Raw genomic sequence first — 15,229 nt, forward strand, 5'->3', positions numbered from 1 at the left:
AACGCAGCGAGATGGCTATACCCGAATCGGCGGCGGCATATAGCGGCATTCATAGCGTTTTCGGACCGTGCCGTTTTCGTCCACGCTTTCGAGGAACACGTCGAACTGCCAGAGGCGCGCCATGTGGCGCAGCACTTCGTCGGTGTCGCCCGAAAGATGGCGGTTATCGCTCATGAAGTGACGCAGCGTGAGGCTGCGATCGCCGCGCGTGTTGACCGACCACACCTGGATATTCGGCTCGCGGTGATGCATGTCGTACTGACGCGAAAGCGCCTGGCGCACGTACTGATAGCCACTGTCGTCGTGGATGGCCGAGACTTCGAGCGCGTCGCGCATGTCGTCGTCGAGCACCGAGAAGAGCCGCATTTCACGGATCAGATGCGGCGACAGATACTGCGCCACGAAACTCTCGTCCTTGAAGTTGCGCATGGCATAGTGCAGCGCCTTGAGCCACGGACTGCCGGCCAGTTCCGGAAACCACTTGCGGTCCTCCTCCGTGGGGTTCTCGCAGATGCGGCGAATGTCGCTCATCATCGAAAATCCGAGCGCATATGGGTTGATGCCGCTGTAATACGGCTTCGTCACGGGCGGCTGATAGATCACGTTGCTGTGCGAATGGAGGAACTCCATCATGAAGCCGTCTTCGAGCTTACCCTGCGTATAGAGCGTGTTGAGCAGCGTGTAATGCCAGAACGTGGCCCAGCCTTCGTTCATGACCTGGGTTTGCCGCTGCGGGTAGAAGTACTGCCCGATCTTGCGCACGATGCGGATGACTTCCCGCTCCCACGGCTCGAGCAGCGGTGCGTTCTTTTCGGCGAAGTACAGCAGGTTTTCCTGCGGCTCCGGCGGAAAGCGTTCGTCGAATTCCTCGGCAACGGGCATTTGCTGCTTGGGCAACGTGCGCCACAGCTCATTGACCTGGGACTGCAGATAAGCCTCGCGTTCCCGACGCAGTGCTGCCTCGCGTTCGAGAGAAAGCTTCTGCGGCCGTTTATAGCGATCCACGCCGTAGTTCATCAGCGCGTGGCACGAGTCGAGCAACTCTTCCACGCGGTCCAGACCAAAACGCTCCTCGCATTCGGCGATGTAATTCTTCGCGTAGACGAGGTAGTCGATGATGGCGTGCGCATCTGTCCATAACCGGAACAGATAGTTGCCCTTGAAGAACGAGTTGTGCCCGTACGCGGCATGCGCGATCACGAGCGCCTGCATCGTCATGGTGTTCTCTTCCATGAGATACGCAATGCAGGGATTGGAGTTGATGACGATCTCGTACGCGAGACCCATCTGGCCGCGGCGATAACTCTTTTCGGTGGAGAGAAAGTGCTTGCCGAACGACCAGTGGCGATAGTTCACCGGCATGCCGACGGACGCATAGGCGTCCATCATCTGCTCGGCGCTGATCAATTCGAGCTGGATGGGATAGACGTCCAGTTCATATTGCTCTGCAACATGAGAGATATGTGTGTCGTACTCCTCGATAAGTTCGAAGGTCCAGTCGGAGGGGCACGGCAACGGCCGTTTGTCGGCTACGTTCATTTGCACTTCCCTTTGCTGGGCGAGCCCATGCTCCTTGTGGCGAGCAGCCCCGGCGGCAGTTCCGGGCGCTTCGGCGTCTTCGCGGTGATCGGGCTTGTGCTCGTCACCGTGTTCGCCATGATGCCCTTTTTCGTGGCCGCTCGTCTTCCGGCGCTCCGGCTGGTAGCCGCGCGCCTCATTGTGCAGGTGGCGTGTCGTCATGAGTGCTCCACCTGCTTTTCGAAAAGCTCCCGGAACACCGGGTAGATGTCCGCCGCGGTGTCGACTTTCTTCATCGCCAGATGCGGTTCGGTGAGTGCGAGCTGCGCGTATTCAAGCCAGAGGTTCTGTTCCTCGGGCGTCACCTGAATATACGCAAAATAGCGCACCTGAGGCAGTATGTCATCCGCAAGAATCTTGCGGCATTTGGGTGAATCGTCAGTCCAATTGTCGCCGTCCGAAGCCTGTGCGCCATAGATATTCCAGTCGCTGGGCGAATAACGGTCCTCGATCACTTTTTTCATCAGCTCCAGCGCGCTCGACACAACCGTGCCGCCGCTTTCGGTGGAATGAAAGAAGGTGTCCTCGTCCACTTCCTCGGCGCGCGTGTGGTGGCGAATGAAGACCACCTCGATCTTTTCGTAATTGCGCTTGAGGAACAGGTACAGGAGGATGAAGAAGCGCTTGGACAGGTCCTTGCGCTGCTCGTCCATCGAGCCTGACACGTCCATCAGGCAGAACATCACAGCCTGGCTCGACGGTTGCGGCTGCTTCACGCGATTCACGTAACGCAGATCGAACGGGTCGATGAACGGAATGCGCCAGATGCGCCCGCGCAGGTGATGAATCTGCTCTTCGAGCAACGCGATCTCTTCGCGCCGGTCGGCCGGGTCGGCCTTGAGCGCTTCGAGCTGTTCTTCGAGGTCGTGCAGTTCGTTCACGAGCGGCGCGCCGAGCGCAATGCGCCGGCCGAGTGCACTGCGTAGCGACCGGACGACGTCGATGTTGTTCGGCGTGCCCTCGGCGGCCCAGCCCGCGCGGATGCTCTTCCACGTAGGCACGGCCATGAGATGGGTTTTGACGAGGCGCGGCAGTTCGAGGTCGTCGAAGAAGTACTGCATGAATTCTTCGCGCGAGAGTTCGAACACGAAGTCGTCCTGACCTTCGCCCTCGTTGCTCGCCTGGCTGCCGCCACCGCCTCCGCCGCCCTGTGGGCGCGGAATGCGGTCGCCGCGAATGTAGTCCTCGTTGCCTGGGTGAACCATTTCACGCTTGCCGCCCGGGCCGTGCCGGAACGACGGCTCCGCAATGTCCTTGCGCGGAATGGTGATGCTCTGGTTACTCTGTATGTCCTTGATGCTGCGGTCACGCACCGCTTCCGAAACGGCGTGACGAATATAGTTCTTCACACGGCGCAAAAAGCGCTCGCGATTGGCAATACTCTTGTTCTTTCCGGCCAGCCTGCGGTCGATGATTTGATGAAGCACATCTAGTCTCCCGCTCCAGTTTCGAATGGGCGAGGTGCGCAGTGTTCATTGCCGCGTCTGCCATCGTGCGTGCCGCGTTCACCCGCTCATGGCCACGCCGCCTGCGCCCCGCCGGTAGTCCTTTTGCGCCGCCGCAAAACCGCGGCGGCGCGCTCGGACGGTAAAGCCTCTTCGATCACGACGACTTGCGCACCCGCAGATACCAGTCGCAGAGCAACCGGACCTGCTTCGGCGTATAGCCCTTCGCCACCATGCGGTTGACGAAGTCCTCGTGCTTGCGCTGCTCTTCCGCCGATCCTTTCGCATTGAACGAGATGACCGGCAAAAGTTCTTCCGTGTTCGAGAACATTTTCTTTTCGATCACCACGCGCAGCTTCTCGTAGCTGATCCACGCCGGGTTCTTGCCGGCATTGGCCGCACGCGCACGCAGCACGAAGTTCACGATCTCGTTGCGGAAATCCTTCGGATTGCTGATACCCGCGGGCTTCTCGATCTTCTCGAGCTCGGCGTTCAATGCCGCACGGTCGAAGCTCTCGCCCGTGTCGTGGTCGCGGAACTCCTGATCCTGAATCCAGAAGTCGGCGTACGTGACATAGCGGTCGAAGATGTTCTGCCCGTACTCGGAATACGACTCGAGGTAAGCGGTCTGAATCTCCTTGCCGATGAACTCCGCGTAACGCGAGGCCAGCACGTCCTTCACGAACGACAGGTACTTCTGCTCGGTTTCCGGCGGGAACTGCTCGCGCTCGATCTGCTGTTCGAGCACGTACATGAGATGCACCGGATTCGCAGCCACTTCGGTTGAGTCGAAGTTGAACACGCGCGAGAGGATCTTGAACGCGAAGCGCGTGGAGACCCCGTTCATGCCTTCGTCGACACCCGCAAAATCGCGGTACTCCTGATACGACTTCGCTTTTGGATCGGTGTCCTTGAGATTTTCGCCGTCGTACACCTGCATCTTCGAGAAGAGGCTGGAATTCTCCGGCTCCTGCAAGCGCGTGAGCACCGACATCTGCGCCATCATCTTCAGCGTGCCCGGCGCGCACACAGCCTCGGCCAACGACGAATTGCGCAGCAGCTTCTCGTAGATCTTCATCTCTTCCGAGTAGCGCAGGCAGTACGGCACCTTCACCACGAAGATACGATCGAGCAGCGCCTCGTTGTTGCGGTTGTTGCGGAACGCCTTCCACTCCGACTCGTTCGAGTGCGCGAGGATGATGCCGTTGAACGGGATCGCGCCGAATCCTTCGGTGCCCTTGAAGTTGCCTTCCTGGGTGGCCGTGAGCAGCGGGTGCAGCACCTTGATCGGCGCCTTGAACATTTCGACGAATTCGAGCAAGCCCTGATTCGCAAGACACAGGCCGCCGGAGTAGCTGTACGCGTCTGCGTCATCCTGTGCATATTGCTCGAGCTTGCGAATGTCCACCTTGCCGACGAGTGACGAGATGTCCTGATTGTTCTCGTCGCCAGGCTCGGTCTTCGCGATGCCGATTTGCCGCAGGATGGAGGGGAAGCGGCGCACCACGCGGAACTTGCGGATGTCGCCGTTATATTCGTGCAGGCGCTTGACCGCCCATGGGCTCAGAATGCTCCTCAGGTAACGGCGTGGTATGCCGTATTGCTCTTCGAGTATTGGACCGTCTTCGTCGTAGTCGAAAAGCCCTAGCGGAGATTCGTTCACGGGCGAGCCCTTGATCGAATAGAACGGCACGCGCTCCATGAGCTGCTTCAGACGCTCGGCGATGGAGGACTTGCCCCCCCCAACCGGGCCGAGCAGATAGAGAATCTGCTTCTTCTCTTCGAGTCCTTGCGCCGCATGGCGGAAGTACGCGACGACCTGCTCGATCACGTCTTCCATGCCATAGAACTCGCGGAATGCGGGATACACCTTGATGACCTTGTTCGCAAAGATGCGCGACAGGCGCGGATCGTTGCGGGTGTCGATCTGTTCGGGTTCGCCGATTGCCGTCAGCATGCGTTCGCCAGCCGTGGCGTACGCATTGGGATCTTCCTTGCAGAGCGCGAGATACTCCTCGAGCGAGAACTCCTCCTCTCGCGTTTTTTCGAAGCGGGTCGCGAAGCTGCTGTAGATATCCATGCTACCTCCTCGCCGAGATCTGCGACCGATGTCGTGCGCGGCGCGCTATTCGGAAACGACATCGCTCAAATTCATCCTAAACCCTTTTGAAATTTTTCGCACCGTTAAATCGCGCCGGATGTGCCCTCGAAAGCTAAGCATTTTTGAGCGCTTGGAGGGCGCCAGACAACGACTTACAATGATCTTCCCCATTGGTGCAAATTTCAGACCGGGGTCACGCTCCATCTCACATGCTGTGCCCGCGTGTCGCCCAAATCTCTCGCGCTGAGCGGTCGCAGCAACCCGTCCTCTTACCTGACATTCGACCGGTTCTCGCCTTGTTTCCCGGCCGGTCCGGCGTTACGGCATACGCAGCGCCTCTTCATCAAACGCACCAGCGAAGCGCCGGTGCACAGCCACTCGTTACGATTTGTTCGCGTGCCCACATGGCGCGCTCGTATTGCGCGCTGCCGCGCCATTGTTGTGAGCACGCGTCAATGCGATTTTTTTCCCGTTTTACGCGTCGATTTCGCCAGCGTCGGTGACCTGCCGCGCATTCTTGCGCATATGCGAGCCGGCGTTGACAAGCCCTGTTGACAGTAGTGGTTTTCCCCGCTGCGTTCGAACGACGCGCGCGCACAATGATGATGACGCGCGTGACAGGTTGCCAGGTTTACACCCATGAGGCGCGCAATGCGCACAAAAAAATAAAGCCGCCGCGCAATGCGCGCGGCGGCTGTTCATTAGAGCCAATATGACAGGTACGATTGTTACAGCGTGCGCACCTGCGCGACCTAGACAAATTCGACTTCGACTTCCCCTAACCCGTCGATGTGGCCGTGCAGAAGGCCGGGCTTGTCGATGCGGTGCGCACCAACATAGGTACCGGTCGTAATCGTCCATTCGGGCTCGATCGTGATGCCCATCGCAGCGCAATGATTGACGAACCAGACGAGCAGTTCGCGCGGATCGCCGGCAGGGTTGCCTGGCGCCTCCGGCACGAGCGAGGCGCCGTCGAATGTCAGTTCGAGCTCGGGAGCGACGAAATCGAGCGCGCGGGCAAGTGCGGCATACGGCAGCGCGTGCCCGGTCACGAGTGCGCCATTGTTCTGCGCATCTGCGAGCTGGGCGAGCGGCGCGACGTTGGGCCACTGCGCGAAGCGGCTATCGACGATCTCGATGGCCGGGAGAATCTGCCCCACACGCGCAAGCACTTCGTCGCGCGCATAGGCTTCGGCGCGCGGGACGATCGGTTCCGAAAAACGAAACGCGATCTCCAGTTCCACGAGCACGCGGAAGAAGTGGCGTCGCTCGAAGCGCGCCGGCGAGGCGTGCACGAGCGGCGCCGGGATCGGAGCGCCGGAAGCGGGGCCGCCCGGCGCGCGCGCGCCGACCTTCCAGCCGCCCGTGGTCGTTTCGAGCCCGGCGAGCACCGCCTGCTGGATCGCGTAGGCCGTGGCCGCGTCCGGCGGCACGCGCTCGGGTTCCAGGGTTTCGATCAGATGATGATGCCGGCGCGCATTCACGAGGCGTTGCGCGAGATCGTCATGCGTCATGTCGGGTTCCTTGTTTGTGCTGTCATGCGGCGCCGGCGCTCGATGCCGGCGCAATCCGTGCTGCGTGGCGCGATGCGCCCTCCCTTGCCCTGCGGCGCCACCCCGTGCGGTCCGCGCGTGAGCGTGTGCGCGGGCTGAGCCGTCCAGCGCGACGCCATGCCACTCGCGGGCACCGCTGGGCGCCGCAGTGTAGCGCGCCGACCGGGCCGCGCAGATGACACGGCTGACAATGTACCGTAACGGCGCGCGCATGGCGCATGGCGGAGCCGCACATCGGGGCCAAAGGCGAAAAAAAAGCCGCTGCGGCGCAGCGGCTGGCTCTCAGGCACAGGGACGGTCCGCCCCTGACAAAAATGGCTTCAGAAGGTCTCCCAATCGCCGTTCGCGCCCGCGCCCGCTGCCTGCGCGTTCACGGGTGCGCTCGCGGCGGCAGCCGGCCGCGCGGCCGGCTGGGCGGCGGCGGGGGCGCCACGCGGCGAGCGCTTTGGCGCGGCGGCAGACGCTGCGGCGGCCGGTGCCGGGCGCGCAACAGAACGGGCCGCAGAAGGTGACCGGGCAGCTGCCCGCGCCGTCTGCGCCGGGGCCGCGCCGAGCGCCGCTTCGTCGAGGCTGAACACCGCTACGGCTTCGCGCAGGCGTCCCGCCTGGTCCTCGAGCGACTGCGCCGCGGCCGCCGCCTCCTCGACGAGCGCCGCGTTCTGCTGGGTCACCTCGTCCATCTGCGTGACCGCGCGCGCGACCTGGTCGATGCCGCCCGACTGCTCCTGGGAAGCCGCCGCAATCTCGCCCATGATGTCGGTCACGCGCTGCACTGCGGCGATGATCTCGGTCATCGTGCGCCCTGCTTCGTCAACGAGCGCCGACCCCGCCTGCACGCGCTCGACCGAAGTGTCGATGAGCCCCTTGATCTCCTTGGCCGCCGCCGACGAGCGCTGTGCAAGGCTGCGCACTTCGCCCGCCACCACGGCGAAACCGCGGCCCTCCTCGCCCGCGCGCGCCGCTTCGACGGCCGCGTTGAGCGCCAGGATGTTGGTCTGGAACGCGATGCCTTCGATGATCGTGATGATGTCGGCGATCTTCGCGGAGCTGTCGTTGATGTCGCCCATCGTGCCGACCACCTGATTGACGACCGAACTGCCCTTGTTGGCGATTTCCGAGGCGTTGGCGGCGAGCGCGCTGGCCTGGCGGGCGTTGTCGGCGTTCTGTTTCACGGTGCCGGTGAGCTGTTCCATGCTCGAGGCCGTCTCCTGGAGCGCCGAGGCCTGCTCTTCGGTGCGCGACGACAGGTCGAGATTGCCCGCGGCAATCTCGCGCGTGGCCGTGGCGATCGATTCGGTGCCCGAGCGCACCGAGCGCACCGTTTCGGTGAGGCTGCGCTGCATCTGCGCGACGCCGCCGAGCAGTTCGCCCATTTCGTCGTTGCGGCGCACGACCATGGGCCGGCGCAGGTCGCCCGCGGCGATCGCATGGAAGGCGCCGAGCGCTTCGCCGAGCGGCTCGGCAATGGCGCGGCGCAGCGAGAAGAATGAATAAGCGGCAGCGCCGATGCCCACCAGCAGCGCGGCAATGCACGCAATGCGCAGTTGCGAGAACGCGGCCTGGGCGTCGTCGAAACCCAGTTGCGCCTGCGTCATCTGGAACTTGTCGAGCACGGCGTCGGCCTTCGAGAGCCCGTCGTAGGCTTCCTTGAGCGCTTTGGCGCCCGCCGTGACTTTCGCCTGGTCACCCGACTGGACCGTGGTCGAGAACTGGTCCGCAATCTGGTGCAGGGCTTCGCGCCGGGCGGCGACGTCCTGAGCGAGGCGCGCTTCCTCGCCGACGCGCGGCAAGGCCATGTACTTCTTCCAGTAGTCGTCCGACATGCCGCGCAGCATACGCGCCCGCTCGATCGTCGCGGCGGCGTCCGGCGTACCCAGTTCGAAGGCGGCCCGGTCGAGTGCGAGCCGCTCGCGCGCCGCATAGATCTCAGCCAGGTTGACCGCATGCGAACTGGGCATCTGGTCGGTGAAGGTCTCGCGATACGCGTCGTTCGAACGCGTGAGACCGAGCAATCCGACCGCGCTGATCACGACGATCAACGTCGCCAGAAAACCCATTGTGATGCCAATGCGCGCCTTGATACTGATGCCCTTGCCCATGACTCCCCCAATGCTTGTAGTGTGATCGGGCCCAGCGCCCGACATAGAGTTGCTCCTCTAACAAGCGTTTACGGCACGGGATTTCATGGTCTTGAAATCTGTATATCGTATGAAGTATTAGTGAAAACCATTCATGCGCAGCGCGAATAGCCGGCGCTAGGTCCGGCCAGGTCTGCCAGACGCGCAAACTCGCTCAGCCGGCGAGTTCGGCGAGCGTCGGAATGGAGGGTTGTGCGCCCGCGCGCGTGACGGAAACCGACGCCGCGCGCAATGCGAACGCAACGGCTTCGAGCGCAGCTTCGCCTGCGGCGAGGCGCGCGGCCAATGCACCGATGAAGGTGTCGCCGGCCGCCGTCGTATCGACGGCATCTACGCGCGGCGCGGGCAGATGAACTGGCGCCGCGCCTTCTAGCAGCGCGCATACGCCCTGCGCCCCGAGCGTCACCAGCACGTTGCGCGCGCCCGACTCGTGCAGCGCCGACGCCGCGCGCGCGGCGGCTTCGGGGGTGCTCGCGGGCAAGCCGGTGAGCGCCGTGGCCTCCAGTTCGTTCGGCACGAGGTAGTCGATGAGCGCAAGCCACTGCGCGGGCAGCGGCCCCGTAGCGGGCGCTGGGTTGAGGATGGTGATCTTGCCGAGCCGACGGGCGGTGGCGAGCGCGGCCGCCACGGCGTCCGGGGGCGTTTCGAGCTGGCAGACCACGACGTCGGCCTGCGCGAGCACGGCCTCGTGTCGCGCGATCGTCTCTGGCGTGACTTCGCCGTTGCTGCCCGCCACGATGACGATGGCGTTCTGGCTCGCGTCGTCGACCGTGATCAGCGCCACGCCGGTTGGCGCACCAGGCGACGTTTCGAGCGCGCCGCAGTCGATCCCCTCCGCCGCCAGGCCCGCGCGCAGGACTTCGCCGTTGCTGTCGGCGCCTACGCGCCCGACCATTGCCACCTGGGCGCCGAGGCGCGCCGCGGCCACCGCCTGATTGCCGCCCTTGCCGCCCGCGACCTGTGCAAACGCACTGCCCGCGAGCGTCTCGCCGGGAGCCGGCAGACGCGGCGCACGCGCGACGAGATCCATGTTCAGGCTGCCGACCACGGCCACGCGAGCGCGCGCGCCGGCCGGCTTTGCTGCGTCAGTCGTCACGATGCCTCCTTGATGGCGGCTTGCGCGCCTTGGGTGCGGCTGCCCTGCCTCAGGCCGCGAGCGGCGCATATTCCTCTGCGCCGACCCAGGGCCCCGTCGATTCGCGGGCGAAGAGCGTGGGCGGCATCACGCGGCGGCGCGCCGTCGCGCCTTCCTCGCGCGTGCTCGCAATGCGCTCGATCAGCGTGAGCGCCGCCATGTCGCCGAGCGCGCGCGCCGGCTGTCCGACGGTCGAAAGCGCGGGCCACGTGAAGTTGCCAAGCTCGATATCGTCGAAGCCGATGATCGAACAGTCGCCCGGCACGCGCAACCCGCGCTCGGCGGCCGCGCGCAAGGCGCCGATGCCCATCATGTCGTTGCCGGCGAAGATCGCGGTCGGCCGCACGCTGTCGAACAGTTGTGCCGCCGCGCGGTAGCCGCCCGCACCGGAAAAGTCAGCTTCGACGATCGCACCGGGCGCGATCTCCACGCCGCGCTCCGACATGGCGCGCAAGAAGCCGTGCATGCGCATCGCGCTTACCGCAGTCGTGACCGGCCCGGTGATGCAGCCGATGCGCGAGTGCCCGAGTTCGAGCAGATGGCGCGTGGCGATCCAGGCGCCGCGCTCGTGGTCGATCTGCACGAGATCGGCGTCGAGCCCCTCGATGTTGCGGTCGATGACGACGATTGGCTCGCGGGTGTCGGCGAGCGTCGAAGCGAGCACGGCGTCGTCACCGGCCGAGGCGACGATGAGGCCGTCGATGCGCTTTTCCTGCAGCACGCGCAGATAGCTGCGCTGCTTGTCCGGGTCGTCGTCGGAGTTGCAGAAGAACACGCAGTAGCCCTTGCGCGCGCAGGCGTCCTCAACGCCGCGCGCTAGCTCGGCGAAGTATGGGTTCGTGCCGTTCGGCACGAGCAGCCCCACGGTCGCCGTGGCGCGCGCCTTGAGCGAGCGAGCCACCGCCGACGGCACGTAGTTCAGGTCGCGGATCGCGCGCTCGACCTTGGCCCGCACGTCCGCCGACACCGGACGCGAATTGTTCACCACATGCGACACCGTCGTGAAAGATACCCCCGCCACGGCGGCCACATCCTTGATCGTCGCCATCTTTATGTTGCTCCTGCTTTTTCGCTGCCTGTTGCTGCCGGCTCTCTGCGCGCCCGTTGTTGGTATGGTCTGGCGACGCTTGCCCGGTCATTCCCGACGGCCCGCGCTGCGTTGCGGACCGCGCCCTCGAAAAATTTGTTATGTCCTGCTGCTTCTACGACTTCGCCTGCTGCGGTACGTGTCGAGCACGACCGCCACCACGATCACCGCGCCGGTGATGATGCGCTTGGTGGGCTCGTTCGCGCCGATCTGCGCGAGCCCCGCGGCCAGCACCGAGATGATCAGCACGCCGAAGAACGTGCTGATGACCGAGCCGCGCCCGCCCATCAGACTCGTCCCGCCGATCACCACCGCCGCGATCACCTGCAGCTCCAGCCCGACACCCGCGTTCGGATCGGCGGCTTCGAGGCGCGAGATCTGAAAGAGCGCCGCGAGGCCCGAAAGCGCGCCCATCAACGCGAACACGATCACCTTGTACGGCCGCGGATCGACGCCCGCGAGGCGCACCGCTTCCTCGTTGGTACCGATACCAATCAGATAGCGTCCGAACACCGTGCGCGTCAGCGTCAGTTGCGCGATCACCATCACCGCCACCGCGATCAGGAACGCCGGCGAAATGCCGAATGCGATCGGGTTCGAGAGAAAGTCGAACGCGTCGCCGATATACGCCGTGCGCGAATTCGTCATCTGATACGCCAGCCCGCGCGCCGCCTCGAGCACGCCGAGCGAGACGATGAACGACGGGATGCGCCAGCCCACCGTCACCGCGCCGGTGAGCGTGCCCGTAGCCGCCGCGGCGACCAGCCCGAGCAGCGCCGCCGGCAGCGCGCCCCAACCCCACTTGAGCGACGCCACGCTCACCACCGAAGCGCCGAGCGCGAGCACCGAGCCCACCGAAAGATCGATGCCCGCGATGATCAGCACGAAGGTCATGCCCACGGCCATCACCACGAGATCGGGAATCTGGTTCGCGATCGTGCTGAACGTATCGTACGTGAGGAAGTGCGAACTCAACAGCGAGAACAATACGACCATCGCGATCAGCGCGAGCGCGAGGCCCAGGTAGTTCGAAAAGCCAAAGCGCGTACCCGCGGGCTTGCCGCTCGCCTGCACCGCATGCGGCGCCGACTCAGGCGCGGCGGCCGGCGCGATTTTGGCCGAACGGGTTCCCCCGACGTTTTCGTCGCGCTGAGGCGACGGTTGCCCGCGCAACGGGTCGTTCGTCATGAAGCGCTCCCTCGTGGGTCGTCGTTTCGTTCCTGCAGCTTGCGCGTTCCTGCGTGTGGCGGCACATCACCCATGTCGGGCAGATCCGCCGCGTCGGCAACGAGCGCATCCTCGGCGCGCAGTCCCGCGAAGGCGGCGGCCAGCAACTTGTCCTGACTCCATTCATCGCGGCCGTAGATCGCAGTCATCTTCCCCGCCGACATCACGCCGATGCGGTCGCAGATCAGCATCAGCTCGCGCAGGTCGCTCGACACCACCACGAGCGCGCGGCCTTCGCGCGCGAGCGCGCCCATCAGCGCGTAGATGTCGAACTTCGCACCGACGTCGATCCCGCGCGTAGGCTCGTCGAACAGCACGACGCGCATCGACTGCGTGATGTCGCGCGCGAGCCAGCGGCCGATCACGACCTTCTGCTGGTTGCCGCCCGAAAGCTCGCCCACCGGCTGTGCCGGCCCGGACGTGCGGATGCGTAGCGCGTCGATCTGTGTGCGCGCGAGCGTGTTCTCGCGCGCCGCGTCCACGACGCCGTAGCGCGACACGGCGCCCACGTTGCCAAGCGTCACGTTCGCGGCGAGCGGCTGCGGCAACAGCAGCCCTTCGCCCTTGCGGTCCTCGGTGATGAGCGCGATGCCAAGCCGCACCGCGTCGGCGGGCGAAGCGATCTGCACCGGCGCGGGCGTCGCGCCCGGCGTGGGCGCCAGCGCCACCGTGCCGCGCTCCATGCGGTCAGCGCCGTAGATGAGCCGCATCAGCTCCGTCCTGCCAGCGCCGATCAACCCCGAAACGCCGAAAATCTCGCCTGCGCGCACCTCGAACGATACGTCGCGCACGGCCTTCGCACGCGTGAGCCCTTCAACCTTCAAAAGCGGCGCACCGATGCGCCGCTGCCCCAGATCGATGCGCTCGCCAAGCTCGCGGCCCACCATCAGCGCGACGATGCGCTCCGGCGTGAGGTTCGCCATGGCGTCCACGCGCACGAGCTTGCCGTCGCGCAGTACCGCGACGCGCTGTGCAATGCGCTCGAGTTCTTCGAGCCGGTGCGAGATGTAGACCAGCGCCACGCCGCGCGCCTTCAGCCGTGCGATCTGCTCGAACAGCAGCTCGACTTCGCGAGCCGTGAGCATGGCCGTGGGCTCGTCGAGGATCAGCACGCGCATGTCGCTGCGATGAGCACCATCGGCACCACTGGCACCATCGGCGCTGCCGATCAGGTTGCGCGCGATCTCCACGAGCTGCTGATGCCCGATGCCAAGCTCCCCCACCGGCGTGTCGGGATCGATCGCCTCGAGCCCGACCTGCGCCATCGCGGCCCGCGCGTTGTCACGTAGCCGCTTGCGGTCGATCCAGCCGAACCGCAGCGGCCCCGACTGCGGCAGGCGGTCCAGAAAAAGATTCTCCGCGACGGTGAGCGTGGGCAGCAGGTTCAGCTCCTGCATGACCATGCGCACGCCGAGCGCCTCGGCTTCGCGGCGGCTCGCCGGGGCGTAGGGCCGGCCCATCAGCGTCATGCTGCCCGCACTCGGCGCCGTCAGTCCGCTCACGATCTTCGAGAGCGTGCTCTTGCCCGCGCCGTTTTCCCCCGTGAGCGCAAGCACTTCGCCGGCGTGCAGCGCGAGGCTGACGTCGGCGAGCACCGGCTGCTCGTAGGTCTTCCCGACGCCCGTGACCGAAAGCACGGCGGGCGCAGGTGACGCTACGTCGGGGACATTTGCATCCATCACGATCCTGTAGTCGCGAGCCGCGCCGCCGGGTTCAACCGGTAGGGAGCGCCGCCCGGATACTGCGGGTCCGCGCCGCCGTGGCGCTCCGGTAGAGCGTCATCGGACGGCGCGCCGGGCAGCGATTCGCGACCCGGCGGAAGACGGCCGCCCATGCGGCCATCCCGGTACAAATAACGGCCGCCCGGCGAGATTCTTGAGCGTTTATTGAGTTCGGTGAACAAATACCGCCGTGGCGGCGCACATCGGCGCCCTCGCCGGCCACGGCAGGCGTCGCGCAGCCTACTTCGTGACGAGCACCACGGGCGTTTCGACGATGCCCGACAGATCCGACTGCTTCTTGTGCTCCTTGAGCGCCTTCAAGGCGGTGTCGATGCCGAACACGGCCTGCTTGGCCGCGTACTGGTCGGCGGTGGCGAGCACGCGGCCGTCCTTGAGCATCGGCTTGATGGCGTCGATGTTGTCGTAGCCGACCACGTACACCTTGCCCTGCTTGCCCGCCGCGCGCACGGCCGACACGGCGCCGATGGCCATGTTGTCGTTGCCGCACAGCAGCGCCTTGATGTCGGGGTATTCGTTGAGCATGGCGGAAGCGACGGCGTTGCCCTTGTCGATCTCCCACTCGCCCGACTGCGTCGAGACGATCTTCGCGCCCACGGCGTCCATCGCGTCCTTGAAGCCCGCGGTGCGCTGCTGCGCGTTGGTCGTCGTGGAAACGCCTTCGACGATGCCCACCTGGTCGCCCGACTTCAGGCGCTTGGCGAGGTAGTCGCCCACGAGGCGCGCGCCCTTGCGGTTGTCCGGCCCGACGAACGGCACGTTCAGGTCCTTGGACTTGAGCACGTCGGCGTCGAGCTTGTTGTCGATGTTCACGACGATGATGCCCGCGTCCACGGCCTTCTTCACGACGGGCACGAGCGCCTTGGAGTCGGCGGGCGCAAGCACGATGGCGTCGACCTTCGAGACGATCATCTGCTCGACGATCTGGATTTGCGCGGCGGTGTCGGTCTCGTTCTTGATGCCGTTGGTGATGAGATCGAACTCGGAGGCGTTGTGCTTCTGGTACTCCTTCGCGCCGGTCTCCATGGTGAGGAAGAACTCGTTGGCGAGCGACTTCATGACGAGCGCGACCTTCGGCTTGTGAGGCGCCTGCGCGCGCGCGGCGAGCGGCAAGGCGCCTGTCACGGCGGTGGTGGCGAGCGCGCTGGCGGCGAGGAGGATGCGGCGGCGAATGCGGGAGTTCATTTCAGGGAGTCTCCGGTTTGTCGGGCCCGGCTGGGCCCTGC

At 65.0% G+C, this 15,229-nt stretch carries 10 protein-coding genes; all 10 read right to left on the reverse strand.

Annotated features, from left to right (window positions below):
* Positions 1-15: 15 nt before the first annotated feature.
* Positions 16-1,740 (reverse strand): SpoVR family protein, encoded by a 1,725-nt coding sequence (locus tag U5A57_RS04525; RefSeq protein ID WP_321908612.1) that lies wholly within the window; start codon positions 1,738-1,740, stop codon positions 16-18.
* Positions 1,737-3,005: a YeaH/YhbH family protein gene (locus U5A57_RS04530; RefSeq protein WP_321908613.1), complete on the reverse strand. Its 1,269-nt coding sequence runs from the start codon at positions 3,003-3,005 to the stop codon at positions 1,737-1,739. Before U5A57_RS04530 ends, U5A57_RS04525 begins: the two co-directional genes overlap by 4 nt.
* 175 nt (positions 3,006-3,180) lie before the next feature.
* The gene (locus U5A57_RS04535; protein ID WP_069265701.1) at positions 3,181-5,103 is read right to left on the reverse strand and encodes a PrkA family serine protein kinase; all 1,923 of its coding nucleotides are present in this window, start codon (positions 5,101-5,103) and stop codon (positions 3,181-3,183) included.
* 773 nt (positions 5,104-5,876) lie between these two features.
* Entirely contained in the window at positions 5,877-6,638 is a 762-nt protein-coding gene (locus U5A57_RS04540; protein WP_321908614.1) for a hydratase, read from the reverse strand.
* A 359-nt stretch (positions 6,639-6,997) separates the two neighbouring features.
* The gene (locus tag U5A57_RS04545) at positions 6,998-8,776 is read right to left on the reverse strand and encodes a methyl-accepting chemotaxis protein (protein WP_321908615.1); all 1,779 of its coding nucleotides are present in this window, start codon (positions 8,774-8,776) and stop codon (positions 6,998-7,000) included.
* A 193-nt stretch (positions 8,777-8,969) separates the two neighbouring features.
* On the reverse strand, positions 8,970-9,911 hold the full coding sequence (rbsK, locus tag U5A57_RS04550; RefSeq protein WP_321908616.1) for a ribokinase: 942 nt from the start codon (positions 9,909-9,911) through the stop codon (positions 8,970-8,972).
* 49 nt (positions 9,912-9,960) lie between these two features.
* Positions 9,961-10,998, reverse strand: a complete 1,038-nt coding sequence (locus U5A57_RS04555) for a LacI family DNA-binding transcriptional regulator (protein WP_321908617.1) — start codon at positions 10,996-10,998, stop codon at positions 9,961-9,963.
* Positions 10,999-11,136: 138 nt separating this feature from the next.
* Positions 11,137-12,225, reverse strand: a complete 1,089-nt coding sequence (locus U5A57_RS04560; RefSeq protein WP_321908618.1) for an ABC transporter permease — start codon at positions 12,223-12,225, stop codon at positions 11,137-11,139.
* Positions 12,222-13,943, reverse strand: coding sequence for a sugar ABC transporter ATP-binding protein (locus U5A57_RS04565; RefSeq protein WP_321908619.1), 1,722 nt, complete (start codon positions 13,941-13,943; stop codon positions 12,222-12,224). The genes U5A57_RS04560 and U5A57_RS04565 overlap by 4 nt, the downstream gene beginning before the upstream one ends.
* A 282-nt stretch (positions 13,944-14,225) precedes the next feature.
* Positions 14,226-15,188, reverse strand: coding sequence for a sugar ABC transporter substrate-binding protein (locus tag U5A57_RS04570; protein WP_321908620.1), 963 nt, complete (start codon positions 15,186-15,188; stop codon positions 14,226-14,228).
* Positions 15,189-15,229: the final 41 nt, after the last annotated feature.

It is taken from the genome of Paraburkholderia sp. J11-2 (assembly GCF_905220185.1).
Taxonomy (GTDB): Bacteria; Pseudomonadota; Gammaproteobacteria; order Burkholderiales; family Burkholderiaceae; genus Paraburkholderia.